16 protein-coding genes are annotated in these 15,914 nt (G+C 37.2%); 10 read left to right on the forward strand and 6 right to left on the reverse strand.

All coding sequences use genetic code 11. The annotated features are described in order from the left end of the window. The first annotated feature begins 59 nt into the window (after window positions 1-59). The 3 genes from TR08_RS13790 to TR08_RS13795 all read left to right on the forward strand — a co-directional run bounded on the left by TR08_RS13790 (window position 60) and on the right by TR08_RS13795 (window position 1,829). Window positions 60-437: a RidA family protein gene (locus TR08_RS13790; protein WP_045518976.1), complete on the forward strand. Its 378-nt coding sequence runs from the start codon at window positions 60-62 to the stop codon at window positions 435-437. 646 nt (window positions 438-1,083) lie between these two features. Next, window positions 1,084-1,218: a hypothetical protein gene (locus TR08_RS33600; RefSeq protein WP_274521009.1), complete on the forward strand. Its 135-nt coding sequence runs from the start codon at window positions 1,084-1,086 to the stop codon at window positions 1,216-1,218. Between the two features lie 29 nt (window positions 1,219-1,247). Further along, window positions 1,248-1,829 carry a cysteine dioxygenase family protein gene (locus tag TR08_RS13795; RefSeq protein ID WP_045518979.1) on the forward strand — a complete coding sequence of 194 codons (582 nt, stop codon included), beginning with the start codon at window positions 1,248-1,250 and terminating at the stop codon, window positions 1,827-1,829. A gap of 354 nt (window positions 1,830-2,183) precedes the next feature. Here the strand turns inward: TR08_RS13795 and TR08_RS13800 are convergent, their stop codons facing one another. Next, the gene (locus TR08_RS13800; protein WP_045518981.1) at window positions 2,184-3,545 is read right to left on the reverse strand and encodes a D-serine ammonia-lyase; all 1,362 of its coding nucleotides are present in this window, start codon (window positions 3,543-3,545) and stop codon (window positions 2,184-2,186) included. 160 nt (window positions 3,546-3,705) lie between these two features. On the opposite strand from TR08_RS13800, the gene TR08_RS13805 reads away from it, so the two are divergent. Then, window positions 3,706-4,251, forward strand: coding sequence for a cupin domain-containing protein (locus tag TR08_RS13805; RefSeq protein WP_045518983.1), 546 nt, complete (start codon window positions 3,706-3,708; stop codon window positions 4,249-4,251). A gap of 206 nt (window positions 4,252-4,457) precedes the next feature. Beyond that, entirely contained in the window at window positions 4,458-4,883 is a 426-nt protein-coding gene (locus tag TR08_RS13810; RefSeq protein WP_045518985.1) for an SRPBCC family protein, read from the forward strand. 182 nt (window positions 4,884-5,065) lie between these two features. Here the strand turns inward: TR08_RS13810 and TR08_RS13815 are convergent, their stop codons facing one another. The 3 genes from TR08_RS13815 to TR08_RS13825 form a co-directional block, all read right to left on the reverse strand. Next, window positions 5,066-5,512: a GyrI-like domain-containing protein gene (locus TR08_RS13815; protein WP_045518986.1), complete on the reverse strand. Its 447-nt coding sequence runs from the start codon at window positions 5,510-5,512 to the stop codon at window positions 5,066-5,068. Between the two features lie 61 nt (window positions 5,513-5,573). Next, complete coding sequence (locus TR08_RS13820) at window positions 5,574-5,951, reverse strand: VOC family protein (protein ID WP_045518987.1); 378 nt, start codon at window positions 5,949-5,951, stop codon at window positions 5,574-5,576. Between the two features lie 154 nt (window positions 5,952-6,105). After that, on the reverse strand, window positions 6,106-6,579 hold the full coding sequence (locus TR08_RS13825) for a GNAT family N-acetyltransferase (RefSeq protein WP_045518988.1): 474 nt from the start codon (window positions 6,577-6,579) through the stop codon (window positions 6,106-6,108). A gap of 171 nt (window positions 6,580-6,750) precedes the next feature. On the opposite strand from TR08_RS13825, the gene TR08_RS13830 reads away from it, so the two are divergent. The 4 genes from TR08_RS13830 to TR08_RS13845 are packed head-to-tail and all read left to right on the forward strand — an operon-like array spanning window position 6,751 to window position 10,390. Next, entirely contained in the window at window positions 6,751-7,779 is a 1,029-nt protein-coding gene (locus TR08_RS13830; RefSeq protein ID WP_045518990.1) for an ArsR/SmtB family transcription factor, read from the forward strand. Further along, a complete protein-coding gene (locus TR08_RS13835) occupies window positions 7,779-8,588 on the forward strand; it encodes an ABC transporter permease (protein ID WP_045518991.1) in 810 nt (269 codons plus the stop codon). The genes TR08_RS13830 and TR08_RS13835 overlap by 1 nt, the downstream gene beginning before the upstream one ends. A gap of 15 nt (window positions 8,589-8,603) precedes the next feature. Continuing rightward, on the forward strand, window positions 8,604-9,581 hold the full coding sequence (locus tag TR08_RS13840; RefSeq protein WP_045518992.1) for an ABC transporter ATP-binding protein: 978 nt from the start codon (window positions 8,604-8,606) through the stop codon (window positions 9,579-9,581). After that, on the forward strand, window positions 9,578-10,390 hold the full coding sequence (locus tag TR08_RS13845; RefSeq protein WP_045518993.1) for an ABC transporter permease: 813 nt from the start codon (window positions 9,578-9,580) through the stop codon (window positions 10,388-10,390). The genes TR08_RS13840 and TR08_RS13845 overlap by 4 nt, the downstream gene beginning before the upstream one ends. A 220-nt stretch (window positions 10,391-10,610) precedes the next feature. Here TR08_RS13845 and TR08_RS13850 read toward each other — a convergent pair whose 3' ends face one another. Together TR08_RS13850 and TR08_RS13855 are read right to left on the reverse strand one after the other, a co-directional pair. Next, a complete protein-coding gene (locus TR08_RS13850) occupies window positions 10,611-11,486 on the reverse strand; it encodes a sulfite exporter TauE/SafE family protein (protein ID WP_045518994.1) in 876 nt (291 codons plus the stop codon). 306 nt (window positions 11,487-11,792) lie between these two features. Then, entirely contained in the window at window positions 11,793-12,638 is an 846-nt protein-coding gene (locus tag TR08_RS13855) for a hypothetical protein (RefSeq protein WP_238579138.1), read from the reverse strand. 328 nt (window positions 12,639-12,966) lie between these two features. Between TR08_RS13855 and TR08_RS13865 the strand changes: the two genes are divergently transcribed. Beyond that, a complete protein-coding gene (locus TR08_RS13865; RefSeq protein WP_045518997.1) occupies window positions 12,967-15,870 on the forward strand; it encodes a carboxypeptidase-like regulatory domain-containing protein in 2,904 nt (967 codons plus the stop codon). Window positions 15,871-15,914: the final 44 nt, after the last annotated feature.

Below are 15,914 nucleotides of genomic sequence, written 5' to 3' on the forward strand. Positions count from 1 at the left end.
TCATTTTCATGGTGGAAATATGATAATTAAATTTATTTGAAAAAGGCGGAGTTCATACTATGATGAAAGTTATCTCAACTAATAAAGCACCTCAAGCGATTGGACCATACTCGCAGGCTATTCGTGTGGATGGATTTCTATTTCTTTCGGGGCAGATCCCGTTGGATCCCGATACGGGAGGGGTAGTTGAAAAGGATATTAGACTTCAAACTCAACAGGTTTTAAAGAATATTCAGGGCATTTTAGAAGAGGAAGATTATTCACTTACTAATATCGTAAAAACGACTATTTTTATAAAAGATATGAATGATTTCCCTGTTATTAACGAAGAGTACAGTCAATTTATGCAGGGGCATAACCCTGCACGATCCACTGTGGAGGTAAGCCGTCTTCCTAAAGATGTGATGATCGAAATAGAGGCGATCGCGAAGAAATAATTTTTGTAGTGATCAGCGATTCCTGAACATAGGTGATCTTTGGCCAATTTTTTAGTATCGAGTACTGCCTAAGTAATCTATGAAACTTTACGATCGCATATAATTCCTTCTTCAAGACTCCTTGGCAGGGCTAAATGAAAGCGTTATCGTATCATTTTCTTTGGATCTTATGCTCCATTGCCGCCTTGTTTGTGATGTCGATCCCTAGATTACACGCACTTCTCTTTCTTCGGATGACCGTTACAACTATTCTTAGCCTAATGATTTTGTATACGGTAAAATGGCTTTTTAGTTTTTGTAATATTTTATCAATTTTGAAAATAATTTTATAAAATCGTAGGTACGGAATGTGACTTTGAGAATCGCGAGTAAGCAGATTCCTGCAGTATTTCAATTATGTATTCATCCTTCCTTCCTTTACTTTTATGTACAGGGAAGGATTTTTTTTTCGGATATGAGATGAATTTTTTCGCATTTGCTAAGACTCCAGCAAAAGCAATGGGCTATTCCAATGAATAAAAATGATCAAACAGTGTTGTATCAACAAAAACAACACCATTCCAGGGTGTTTAAGGTCAATTTTTATTTTGGCATGATTTTTGCAATATAGTTTGGTGTAGTAGTTAACTAGTTAGCGGGATGCGAAATGAATTACAACTTCGATCAGGAAATTAACCGGATGAAAACAGCTTGCGAAAAGTGGGATGACCTTGAGACACGCTTTGGTGTGAAGGATGTCCTGCCCATGTGGGTGGCTGATATGGACTTTACAGGAAAGTAAACCATATAGAATATTGAGGAGGAATTAGGATGGATTACGTAATTGAATATGATTTCAAAAATTTTGTTGATGATATGACTGTAATAGTGGAACAGAGTCAGAATGATAAAGAATGTGTTGTGGAAGCGGAAAGGTTACTTGGTAAATTAATTCAATCCCAATCATGGCTTCCCGCTGAGAAGAGAAGGCCAAGTGATGAGGGATACTCGCGGCATCCGTTGTATTGTGATCCAGAGGACCGTTTCGAAGTGATCGCGCTCGTTTGGAAGCCCGGCCAGAAGACCACTCTTCATGATCACGATGATACATGGGGAGCAGAAGGAGTTGTCGCGGGTCAGGTCAAAGTGACGAATTATATACGATTAGAGGAATTATCAGAGGGAAAAATTGTTAAGTTACAGCCTGCTGATTCCATCGTTGTAAACGAGCAGAATACTGGAAAGCTATTGCCTCCGGCAGACTGTCATATCCTGGAGGGGGTAGGCGATACACCTGCAATCACGATCCATGTTTATGGAAAGCAATTGAGAAAATTTCGGGTTTTCACTCCGTTAGAAGAAGAAGGGCTATATCTTGCAGAAGAAAAGCATGTTGAATACTCCTCTGCTTAGAATTGAATAAATAGAGAATGTGCGTTCCGTTAGGTCTCTACCTTAAAGGATCAGAATTAAAGCCGAAATTTATTATAGGTCAAGATAAAAAACGATGAATCCTTTCCGTTTTTTATCCGTGAAAGGAGAAGCTAAAAATGCATCAAATGTGTAAAATAGGAGATTTCCTTTATTTGCTTATTCCAGAAAAGGGCCATATTGTTGAACAACACCTTCCAAGAAAAGTGGATATCTATTCTAAAGTTTAGAAGACATTGTAAAGGTTTGTACATATACTAAGGGAAGGATATTTTAATAAGAAAAGAAATTTCAAATAAAAAACACGGGGTTCAACTCCCCCGTGTTAAATTACTTCTATTTCTCCTTCTCCAACGTAACTTTCAATCCTTTTTGATAATATTGTATCATCACTTCTTCCGGAACCATGCTTCCACCAGTCCCCCAAACAATATGAGTACTCTTACTCATTTTTTCCACTAAATTATGCTTCAATAAATAATCGATTCCCTCGTTATATAATTTAGTAGGTCCTATCATACCTGCTAGAGCAGAAGGTTCCAAATGAATTCCTTCTGTGTCGACTAATTCCTTTAACATCTTATACAACTGTTCATCGCTAACCGTATAATTCCCACTTAATAAAGGTTCTATAACTTTACCTACAAACCCAGATGGTTTTCCCACAGCGAGTCCATCAGCGTCTGTTACATTATCAATACCAACATCTTGTACAGAAACTTTATCATGAAGTCCAGTCATTAAACCAAGTAACATACATGGAGAGTGAGTAGGTTCGGCAAAGAAACAGTGAACATGATCTTGATACAATAACTTCAAACCAAAAGCTATGCCTCCGGGACCACCACCTACCCCACATGGGAGATAAACAAACAAAGGATGATTTTCATCTATTGTTATCTCTAACTCTTCTAACTGTTTTTCCAATCGAGACGCTGCAACTGCATATCCTAAAAATAGGTCATGAGAATTTTCATCATCCACAAAATAACAGGTAGGGTCTCCATCTGCTTGTATTCTACCTTCCTCTACTGCTTTACTATAATCCGCTTCATATTCAACAACCTTAACATTTTTGCTTCGAAGTAAATCTTTTTTCCATTGTTTTGCATCTGCCGACATATGAACAGTCACATTAAATCCTAACTTTGCACTCATGATACCTATACTAAGCCCTAAATTTCCGGTGGAGCCTACTGCGATTGAATACTGTGAGAAGAAGTTTCGAAACCTATCACTATCTAGGATCGAATAGTCATCTTGAATCGTTAACAATTGATGTTGAAGAGCCAATTCTTCTGCGTGTTTGAGGACTTCATAAATTCCTCCTCTTGCTTTTATAGACCCTGATATGGGAAGGTGACTATCGCACTTTAACAATAATTTACCTAATATATATTGTTGCTCCTTCTGTTCTAAGGATTGCTTCATGGAAGGTATATCCACTAAAGGAGATTCTATGATACCATTCATCTTTTGTGTTTCTGGGAAAACCTTGGCTATATATGGAGCAAAACGATTCAATCTTTCCTCTGCATCACTTACATCCTCTTGAGTAAGAGGGAGTTTTTTAATTCCCGTTTGAAATTTTTCGATATTAGGATTGAGCCAAAATACTTCATCCAACGAAATAAGCTTATTTAGTAAGGGATATTGGTCTTTCCATGTTTGTATATCTTTGTTTTCAAATTCCATCATTTCTATACTCCTCCTAATCGACTTGTAACAAGTAATTAAATGAAATAAAATAAAATATAATAAGTGTTAAATAGAATTTAACATAAAACGAACAGATTGTTAAATGTTATTTAATTTGATTAAATAATATTTAATGATATAGTTGGAGGAGTACGTAAAGATGGAAAATATAGATATTGGTAAGAAGGTTGAAAAATACAGAAAAGCTAAAGGTTTAAGCAGCAGAGAATTAGCAAAGTTAGCTGAAATAACACCTTCAATGTTGAGCCAAATTGAACGTGGATTAGCAAATCCCTCCATTCAGACTCTAAAGGTTTTAGCTAAAACTCTTGACGTTCCTACCTTTAGTTTTTTCATTGAAGAAACAAACACAGCTGATTTAGTTGTTAGGTCTAATCAGCGGAAGAAAATGATCATTGAAAATTTATCTTATGAGCTAGTTTCACCTGATTTTACTGGAAATCTGGCGACAGCCATTATGGATATTCCACCGAAGTCTGCTTCTTCTGAAAAACTTTTGGAACATAAAGGAGAAGAAGTTGCTTTTATTTTAGAGGGAAAAATTAAGCTGCATTTGAATGAAGAAGAACACATATTAGAAGCTGGTGATAGTGTGAAAATACCAGCATATATGAAACATAAATGGGAAAACAATTTTAGTCAAAATGCTGTTGTGTTATTTTCAGTTACCCCACCTACGTTTTAATGTAGATAAATGTAAAGTGATCTTCCACAATCTGGCGCTTTAACAGTATACGGAGATACAAGGATGGGGAGAAATGGATTACAGGGGTGTAAAAAAGGATACAATGAAGAAGTAGCGTAACTATTCGAAATCATCTATAATTTAAACAGACACCTATTGTGGATAATCGCTTAAAAATATTCGTATTAAGAGAGGCGGTAAATGATATGGAAACATCTAAAAAAATCACAGTAGAAACAACTATTCAAGCACCAGTAGAAAAGGTATGGGAATATTGGACAGAGCCAACTCATATTACAAAATGGAACTCAGCTTCAGATGACTGGCACACTCCCATTGCTGAGAATGATTTAAGAGCTGGAGGGAAATTCCATTCAAGAATGGAAGCGAAAGATGGCAGTTTTGGTTTCGATTTTGGTGGAATTTATGATGAAGTGAAATTACATGAGGTGATTGCGTATACACTGGGTGATGGAAGAAAAGTTAATATCACTTTTAAAGGTCAAGATAACGTAACCAAAGTAATCGAAACGTTTGATGCTGAAACTGAGAATTCAATTGAGTTACAGCAACAAGGATGGCAGGCGATTCTAGATAATTTCAAAAAGTATGCAGAGCAAACAACATTTTAAAAAAGCACTAAAATAAATTAATAAAGGTGTCTGTCGCCGATGTGTTTACGAATGAACACACCCGGCGTCAGGCACCTTATTTTTATTGCAAAATCCTCCAAGCCATCAAGCGTATTCTTGTATGGCAGGTTTTTCGATAACAGCTGAGATATCGTTAAAGGTGTTTTTAAAGCATTGGGATTTTAAATATAGATTGGTAAATAAATCTCTACTTCTTCCTCACCATTTTCCATTGGATGATAGGTTTCGATAATATGAGATTCAAGATCCCTTTTATACCCCTGGTCATCTGCCCACTTCAATAAAATGTTATGTAATTTACCAATATTATTTATTTTTCCCCTTGTAGTGACATAGTCCTGTGTCGTTTCAATATATTCCATCCCAACTGGAACTCTTTTTAGAGGTTCATTAACACTTACTCCTACATAATAGTAACCTTCCAGATGGTCGTCATCCCTTTTAGGTTCGAAAAGTGCTATTTCAGTACCCGAATGATTTTCAATTTCATCTAAACGATCTAGAAATTGTTGGGCAAGTTTTGGAATCTCAGTACCAAAATTAGCAAATGCTCCACTGCCATTTAGGCCCACAATTCTGAATGTTTTCTTAACTGTTTTACAATCCATCAACAATCCTCCCAATGATTAATAATCACTTGTATTCTAGTTCTCTTCCATTATAAAAATTCTATTGGCAAGCTCCTAAAGGATTATCATCTGGATCATAGAAAGTAAAAAATTTTGTAGTTCCTTCTCCACCAATTGGATTCACTTTTACATTCTTTTGGAGTAACAGTTTGTGGGTTTCTTCTATATCCGTAGGAATGAAATTATAATATTTCCCCACCCCAAAATTATTTTCTGGAAACTTCATTGGTTGATGATTTAAAGTTCTAACCAGACATACTACTGTCGGAGATTGTTCTCCAATCTTCAATACAGCTGCCTCTTCTTCAATGTAGATTACTTTAAATCCCAGTATTTCTTCATACCATTTAGCTGACAGTTCAGGGTCTTTAACAGGTATAAAAACTCCTTCCATACCCTTTAAAAGTGGTTTGGTCATATTTTCTATCTCCTTGTGGGATTTTATTATATTTACAATTCGATATGTCATTAGTTCAAGGATTCACGGTATGGAAGTGCAATCGAAAGGGCTTACTGTATAGATTGAATTCTTTCATTTGCCGTTAATATTCCATAAAAAAGAGTAAAAAGTATTATGAATTATGATTTTTACTATTAAAGGAAAAGATTAATTCATCTTCAACAGCCTTTATTACCCTTCCGGTATCTTTAAAACCTACTGATAAATATAGTTGTTTTGCTTTTTCATTTTCGGGAACAAAGGTAATAAATATTTCGTCACAATTATATTGATTAACCATTTCTTTTATGACTAAGAGTAATGCTTGCTTACCGTAACCATTTCCTTGAAATTTGTAATCAATCATAATTCTACATATTTCATGGCCAGCCAGTTCGTCCGAATACCCATACATGGTAAAGCCTATTGGCGTATCTACATGATAAATCGCTTTAACTCTCCAATTCTCTTCTATACTGGCTTGCGCTAAGGATAAACAGTTTGATGCAATTGTTTTTTCGAATACTCTGTTTTGTTGGTCTTGTGCACTGCTAAGTCTTATAATGTCTAACCAGTTTTGTTTATTTACTTCTTTTAATGTAATCATTTCAATTCCCTCTAATCAAAATTTTAATACTCCTTTAATAAATTCTCCTTTTGGTGAAAATAACCTTTTTTGTGTTGACAATTCCAAGGCGGCTATATAGAATATTGAATAATTTTGCAAAATTATAAATTTGATTCGCTATTTAACGAATCAAATAAAAGGAAGATTGGTATGGAAAATGTAAATCAATGGTTATCAAAACATGTACGCTTTATTTACTCGCCGTTTCGTGAGCTCATGACCAGTTTACATGTTTTGAATAATCCCTCCCATCACCTGACGAGGCTAGAATGGGTGGAAAAAATAAAATGTAACATGTCACCTTCTTTATGGGAGACGTGCTGTTTCTTTGGTGAGTTAAGTAATGAATGGTTAAACTTTCTTGATTTAGTTGATGTTCTTCAGTATGAGGAAAAACATGTTGAAGAGGTCATTGAACGAATGAAACTACTAAGTGAAAAGGAGTTTCTCTCTTTATTACTAGGAAATCGGGCTAATTTGTCTTTAAGCGAATGGACTGCAAATGAAATGGAAGTTCGTTCAAAGCCAGGATACTATCGAGAAATGCTTTGTGACTTTCTTTATTGTTATCACCAAGAGTATTTCTCTAGAGAATTGTTCCGGGTTGAACCATGGTTAATCAAAGCGGTTCATGAAATAAAGAATGAATTTGAAGAGAATCCTATGAACGCCATGAATTCGGTCCATCCCCGGTTCAAGCTAGATGCCAGGACGTTAAAGTTCTACAAAGCAGAAACATGGGTCTTTCAATATGAAGAGATTACTAGGTTAACGATTTATCCATCTAGTTTTATAGCACCTCATCTGCTTGTTGGAATGGAAGTCCCAGAAATCATTGTTTATTTACAGGTACCTCTTCCAGACGAGAATATAGAAGATGCCGTTCCAGAGGATTTATTAACGATCCTTTCTGCTTTAAGTGATCGGTCACGCCTGCAGATCCTTAAATTGCTCTATCATTATTCCTATTGCACACAGCAATTAACAGAGTCAACAGGTTTGGCAAAAGCTACGATTTCTAAACACTTAAAGATTTTAGAGAAAGCAAATCTTATTAAGGGAGAACGGCATGGATATTTTGTATTTTATAAAGCAAACGAAAAAACGTTGGACCAATTAAAGGTCGACCTTAACCAATTTTTTGATCAGCCTTTTATTGGCCATAAGGAGGAAAAATAATGTGGTTAGCCTTTTCTGCTACGTTTCAGCGTAATTATCTCGTGATGAAACGGGCATTTCCTTGGTCATTCTTTTTAGGTCATATATTAAGCGGTTTTTACATCATCATCTTTGCCTATTTAACTTACTTTTACGTTTTCAAAAAAGATTTGTCAGTAAGCTTTTCTACCTATGCGGGCACGGATGATTATCTTTCCTATGTGATATTAGGAGGACTACTCTATTCCTTTTCAGTATCCCTCTTAATGATTGCAAGTAGAGCGATTATCACGGAACTAAGAGAAGGTACTCTCGAAGCCCTGCTTCTAACCCCTTCCTCCAGAAAAGGATATTTTCTTGGTTATGTGGCGCAAGGATTAACTCGTGTAGGTATTGAATTCGCAGTCATTACGGTTACTGGTTATTTTTTTGGACTTCATTTACAAAATATTAATTGGCTTAGTGTCATTATCGTTCTGTTTGTTTTGATTGTTTCTACCTTTAGTCAGGCGCTCGTGCTCGGTTCATTTATGCTCTATTTCAGAGATACCTATATTACACAAAACACCCTGTTTGTCTTGATGGGGTTAGTTTGTAGTATTACGTTCCCAGCCCATTTTCTTCCAGAGGCGGTAAGGTGGATTGGAACGATTATGCCTCTTACCTATGGGGTGGATGCATTAAGGTTGGTTTGGATCGAAGGAAAATCACTTTCCGATATCCTCCCTTACCTATGGAAAATGATCATTCTAGGAATCATCTATTTTCCAATTGGTACTTTTTTTATAAAGAGAATGGAAAAGTACGTATTAGAAAAGCATTTTGGATAAGGAGTGTTGATTTTTATGATAGAAGCTAAGAATCTCGGAAAAGTCTATACTGTGAAGAAAAAGATAAACTTTTTTCGCTCTGAAAAGGAGAAAGTCAATGCTGTAAAGGGACTTAATTTAACGATTGGTGAAGGAGAGATCGTTGGATTACTAGGCTTAAACGGTGCTGGTAAAACAACTACGATTAAAATGCTGAGCACTCTGTTAAATCCATCAGCAGGAAAAATCACTATTGATGGCCTCGATGCTGTTAAGGATGCAATAAAGGTCAAAAGTATGGTTAACATGATTGCTGGTGGCGAAAGAATGTTGTACTGGCGTTTGACCGGAGCACAAAACCTCCGCTACTTTGGTAAGCTATACGGATTATCAGGAGGTGTGTTGGAGGATCAAATTCAAAATTTATTAGAGGAAGTAGGGTTGACAGAAGCTTCTAATACGCCAGTAGAATTGTATTCAAAAGGAATGAAGCAAAGGCTGCATATAGCCCGTGGACTCATTAATAACCCAAAGTATTTATTTTTAGATGAGCCAACACTTGGACTCGATGCTCCAGTTGCGAAACAACTTAGAGAAATGGTTAAAAGTTTAGCAAAAAATCAGGGGAAGGGAATCCTACTTACCAGTCATTATCTTAAAGAGGTAGAAGAACTTTGTGACCGAGTATATATCATCGAAAAAGGTTCTTTAATTTTGCATGATACTCCTGAAAATATTACTGCATCAGTCGTAAAGAATTATCATGTGAAAATAGAAAGCAGCGCTTTATCTACTTCCCAGCAAAATAGAATCAAACAAAGTCTTACAGGCTGTTCCATTGAATTCTCTGAACAAGGGGATTCTTCGGAAATGCAAATTATTGCTCCTTTTGATCCGACAGCATTAATCATTAGTGTTTGCATTAAAGAATCAGTGGCCATTCAAAAGCTTGAACTGAAACGTCCTCGTCTAGAGGATGCTATTCTAACATTAGCAAAGGAGAAATTGGCATGAAGCTCCTTTCAATTCTAGTAGCAGAGACTATAAAAAGTCACCAACATAACTTTCATAATAAACTCATTTACTTTTCACTGCTAATCTGGCCAGCGCTTTTATTTGTAACATCCTATTATTCTTTTAAACCATTTAACTTATCAGATTCAAGTCCACTTTCTGCTTACATGGACGTTGACCAAATTACGATGTTTCTATTAACGGGCTATTTAGGATATATCTTTTTTTGGAGCCTTGTTCAATCGGCTTGGGGAATGTCATATGAACGACAAGCCGGAACACTTGAACTGATTTTTTTGACTCCTGTTTCACGTATAGTAGTTATGTTTTCACGAGCTGCAGGTAATCTTCTGGAAGCTGTATGGCTTTTTACTGGGTTCACTCTATTCGTTCTGGTGGTTACAGGTAATGCTGGAGATATTCATTGGTGGAATGTACCTTTAGGATTAGGATTACTGAGCGTATCGGCTATTGTCTGGGGTGGGTTTCTTAACATTGTATTTCTATTCTCACGTGATGCGGGGATTCTGTTTACCATCTTTGAAGAACCGATGCAATTTTTCTCAGGTGTAAGGATACCCGTTCTTGCCTTTCCATTATGGGGGAAAATGATTGCTCTGATCTTCCCATTAACCTATGTCCTTGAAATTTTTCGTGATTTAGTGCTTAACGGCAAAGGATTGGTTGAGTTGGCAGAACAATTTATTGTCCTTTTTGGAGTCCTAGCCTTTTTGGCGATAGTTTCTGCTTTCCTATTAAAAAAAGCAGAAACCCATGCAAAGGAAACAGGCAATATGGTGCTTTTTTAACGGAGTTTTTGTAGTGAGAGGTATCATCCATGTGAATTTTGGTGATGGTGGAATCGCTTAGGCACGTAAATTTCAAATCGGCACGTAAGTTAGGTTTTTCTTAATAAACCCATAAAGAGATGGGTGGTACATTCGATCCTACGGCTACAAAAAGAAAAGCTGCCATTAATATGACAGTGTTCATCCAACTTGCAGATAATTTTATAGGTTCCGTTGCTGCTTATTGATCAACAGCTATAAAACGTTTCCGATTCTTTAATTGATATATAATAGCAACGGTCCATAATCCGATAATTAGAACATAAGCTAGCGTCGCCAAAGAAACTGGTAATGCGACGGTTTTAATAATTGTCATTGAATTGGTAAGGATAATAAATCCCCCCACTAGCACCCCTAACATATAGGAAGGAACGATTCTTACAAGCCAAGCTGCTATAGGTGCCGCAATCACTCCGCCAATCATAAACGCTATGACCCATTGCCATTGATACTGTTCCACTCCTAGAAACAAGATGAATCCTAAAGTCGCTGATACAGCAATGGCAAATTCACTTGTATCTACTGTTCCAATCACTTTTTTAGGGGAAATCCCATTTCTTGCAATCAATACGGGAGCGGTGATGGGACCCCATCCTCCGCCTCCAACCGCATCAAAGAAGCCGCCCGCTATACCAAGTGGAGTTAAGAATTTACTTGAAAAGGTTGACCCTTGATTCTTAGATGGTAAATGGTTGAAAAATAGAAAACGGATTAGAATATACAACCCTAAAAATATTAAAAAAACAGAGATAAACGGTTTGATTTTATCACCAGGCAGACTGCTAAGAAAAGCCGCCCCTATAAACGCACTAACCGCACCAGGGATGGTTAGTTTCCATAAAATTCTTTTATCTACATTTTTAAACCATAGGTGTGATGCTCCAGATGCGGCAGTTGTAGCAATTTCAGCCATATGAATCGAAGCAGAGGCCGCTGCAGGTGCTATCCCAAACATTAATAGTAATGAGGAGGATGTTGCTCCAAATCCCATTCCCAAGGAACCATCGACTAGCTGTGCTAAAAAACCAATTGCTGAAAAAATAATTAATTTTTTCAAATTCAATCCTCCCTAAAACCAAGTAATCTTATATGGATTACATGGTATGCAGGAAACTTTGTAAATGTTTATTTTTTCAGAACATTGCGCTTTATTTTTAGTAAGATAAAAGTTCTGAAACCTTGCCTTACAAATGGATCTAATCCTCGACATAAAAATTTCTTGAAAACAACCCAAAGTTTGTTTTTTAAAAGGGTTTAGGGCAGTTTTAATCAAATGATTGATTGGAAATATTGTTAGCAGACTTTGTCGAAACTAGGGTGAATATGACTGCAATTTCGTCTATGTACCGTTCAATTCTAAAAATTATGCTTCCATGTGCAGCCAATCATAGTACATGACTTCGCCTGTCTTGTGCGCATAACGTAACGGCTTGCTCTCATATTGATTTTCAAGCAATTGTTCGAGATAGAACTCTTTTAATTTGTTGGTTAAGATCCCATAAAAGAAGGCAATAGGTTTTACTACTAACTTGGTAGATTTCAGTTTACGAATCAGCTGCTTAAAGGACTGAATGGCGATAGCAAGAACATCCTCTTTTTCTTTATCACATTCAAATCGAAAAGCAGCGATTTGGACCATATGCCAGTATTCTTCAATCGTCTTCGCATCGGAAAAGAAGTATTTTACGAGCTGGACAAATGCTTGTGGAACTTTATCACTAACAAAAGTGTTATCTAACTCAATCGGCGCTTCGTTACGTTTACTATTCTTTTTAATATTAGTTTTTAAAGGATTATTAGTTTCTTTAGGCTGGTCCATTTTTTTCACTTTGGGTGGTTCACTTGCAGGAAAACGATTAAAGCAATATAGGTTGCTAGACTGTGATCCATTTATCCGTTCTGTTTCATAAATGGTGAGGATTCCGAATTCTCTGGCTTTGATGATCATCCGTTTAAAGGTAGAGCGGGAGATTCCGTTACCTTGATACTCATCATTAATCGCTTTTAGCAAAGTTCCAACCTTTGCATTTGAAACTCCTGGTACTTTTACAGAAAAACGAACCAGCCGTTTCAAACCGATAAGCTCCCCCTTTGAGAACTCCTGCTTCTTCACCGCCAACCACATCTCCACATGCGTATTGAACTCCTTCACACTTTTAAACTGAGAATACCGTTCAAATCCTTCAATGCTGCCTGATTTTAAATTCATAAAAATGCACCACCCTTTCTACCCTCTATATAGGAATCTAGAGGGCAAAAGGACATGGTCAATTGAAGAAAGTTGTTACAGAATTGTGTACTCTATGTGGAAAATCACGGAACCTGGTAAAGAATGAAAAACAACATTTCAAGACAGACAAAGGTTCAGCACTAGACAAGGTTCCCTTTTCAAAAATAGTAGAGGTTTCTTTAAATAGTTCGAAAAAATGTAAAAAATTACAAGGAAAAACTCGATTAAAGTCGAATACAATTATCTGGGATTGTAATAGTTTTGGAGGACTGCTATTTCTACCTAGATAAAAAATGGAGGAATATGAATGGTTAAAAAGGGGCTGTATTTGTTTTTGTTATTGGTAGTTTTTATGAGCTTTACAATTGGAAATGTACATGCTTCCCATATTATTGGTAAAGGGGGAGCCGAAGTCCATGGTACGGATTCAACAAAACCAGCGGTACATGCAACCATTAAAGATAATGGAGCACCCGTAGAAAATGTTCTTGTTATGATTCAGGAAAAAGGAAAGTCAAATTGGATCCAAACAAGAACAGATGCTTCCGGAACATTTAAGACCAAATTAACAGATGGTACTTACGCTATTAAAGGAATTGCAAGCAGCAGTTTTAATATCTATGGTACAAATGAAAGTTTTGTAGTGGAAGAAGGGAAAATTCAGGGAGAAATTAATCTTTCTGAAAAAAAACATGGCAAGAAGCCTTTAGCCCAATCTGGTAATTTGAATGGTGTGATCAAGGAAGGAAGCAAAGGACTAAAAGCTGACTTGGTCTTCTTAAAGGATAACAATGGATATGTGGCCGATGTTTATACCGTATCATCAAAGGGTGATGGAAGCTTTTCGGCTTCACTTCCTGACGGAGACTATTCCCTTAATGGAATAGAAGTTGATGGGGGCATTTATATATATGCGTTAAGTTTCAAAATTGAAGGCGGAATAGTATTAGTAGATGGCGAACCTGAAGACCATCTGGCTATTAATGTCCCAATCGACAAATATGCAGGAAAACTAGCGGATTCCTCCAAACCATTGTCTGGAGCAAACATCGTATTAGAGAAACAAGGAAATGAATACGATGAATTTATCCAGGAAGTTATTACGAATAAACAAGGGACATTTTCTTTAAGGGCACTGTCGGACGGATTGTATTCCCTAAGTGTCTATCACGATACATACTCATCGCGGAAACACATTACGTTTGAAGTGGTGGATGGGGATATTTATATTAACGGGCAAAAGACTGAATTAGTTAAATTGATGGTTCCTGATGTGAACGTACAAGGTACCATCATGGATGGCAATAAGCCTATTTCTAATGGAAATATCACGTTCGAGGGAGAAACAGCTGACGGCGGAGAATATAACATGTATTATGCCGTCGTGGACTCCAAAGGGGAGCTGCAATACAGGCTGAAGGATGGACAGTATAAAATAATTGAGATTAATGAGGAGTTACGTAATACACGTGTGGACGTTCCTTTCGAAATCCGTGAAGGGCAACTTGTTCAAAATGGTCAGGTCTTATCGACGTTAACCATTGAACTACAGCCGATTTCTCTTTCCGGAAAATTGATCGATTCAGGAACGGCTGTACAAGGTCGAGTTGATATCCAAAATGTTGAAAATTATGAATGGTACCATGCTGTAACAGATGACAAAGGAATCTTTTCGTTACGGCTGAAGGATGGATCCTATGAAGTGAGGAACGGTTCTCTATTAGATGGACAAGAGGAGTTCCGGGCCTCAACTAAGTTTGAAATCATCAATGGCCAGTTATTTGTTGATGGCGAAAAACGAGAGTTACTAGAATTACAGGTACCTCCAATTAGTTTACATGGCATTGTTAAGGAAGGTGACCAGGCAGTAACGTTTGGTTCCTACATGGTTTGTTCTAATGACCAAAGCTTTTGCAGCGGACGAAGCTTAAATCCGGATGGAACGTTCAAATTGCGGCTATCAGATGGTGACTATATATTTAGCAATGTTCAGCTTGAGGATGAAACATCGGTAACGATTAATCAGGATTTTTCAATCCTTGATGGAAAAACCTACGTCAATGGGCAGCTTCAGGATCTTTTAGAGATTTCTGTTCCCGCTGTTACCTTAACCGGAATTTTGACAGAATCAGGGAACCCTATTACTGGTAGCCTATCTATCTCGCAAACTAACAATGATGGATATCCTCTAACATTTTGGGGAAGATCAGATGAAGAAGGCAGATTCAACTTCCGCCTGCCGGATGGCGATTATAAAGTGTCTAGTGTTCATCTGGACGACAGAACAGAATTCCGTACAGAAAAAGAATTCAGTATCGTTTCGGGTCAATTAAATGTAGACGGTCAATTACAAGACTCTCTTGAGATATCCATTCCGCCTGTTACGTTAAAAGGAATTTTGATAGAATCGGGGGACCCACTTGCTGGGCAGATTAACATTACGGAAATGTACGATGCTGACAACCCAATACAGTTAATGGCTTGGGCAAATGAAGAAGGTCAATTTCATTCCCGCCTGCCGGATGGAACTTATAGGGTAAGTAATGTCTATCTTCAGGACGGTGGAGCATATAGTCCTGAAATCGAGTTTCAGGTCGTATCCGGCCAACTATATGTTAATGGGCAGCTACAGGAAACTCTAGAAATTTCGGTTCCCCCTGTTACGTTAAAAGGGGCCCTTTCTGATTCCGGGAACCCGGTTAGTGGAGGTATATCCATTATGGAACGGGGGAATTTGGATTATCCACATTCTATCTGGGTCCAAGCAAATGAAGAAGGCAAATTTCAATCCCGTTTGAAGGATGGAAATTATCGGGTTTACTATGTAACGCTAATTGATGGGACCTCGTTCAATCCTTTTATAGAATTTAGCATTGTTTCTGGTGTGATATATGTTAACGGAGAACAGAAAGAAGAACTAGCGATCGAGGTTCCTCCTATTAATTTTACAGGAAACGTTTATTATGGTGGAGAACCGCTCATACAAGGTTACATGGGCGTCAACTCGATAGGTCAAACTGGGGGAATGGGGGAAAATATTTGGATTCAAAATGGCTTTTATCAGTCCCGGCTTCCAGATGGTGATTATGAAATTGCTTATGTTCAAGATTACCAACATGGATCCTTTTCCCTTAGTAAGAAATTTACCATTTTGGATGGAAAGTTATTGGTTGACGGTCAGGAAGTATATACTTTAGACCTTAATTTATAGTATGCCAGGGGGACGGTTCTGACGGCTTTTTTCCCCACCAATTA

The sequence above is a fragment of the Neobacillus niacini genome (genome assembly GCF_000759675.1).
In the GTDB taxonomy this organism is placed as follows: domain Bacteria; phylum Bacillota; class Bacilli; order Bacillales; family Cytobacillaceae; genus Neobacillus; species Neobacillus niacini_A.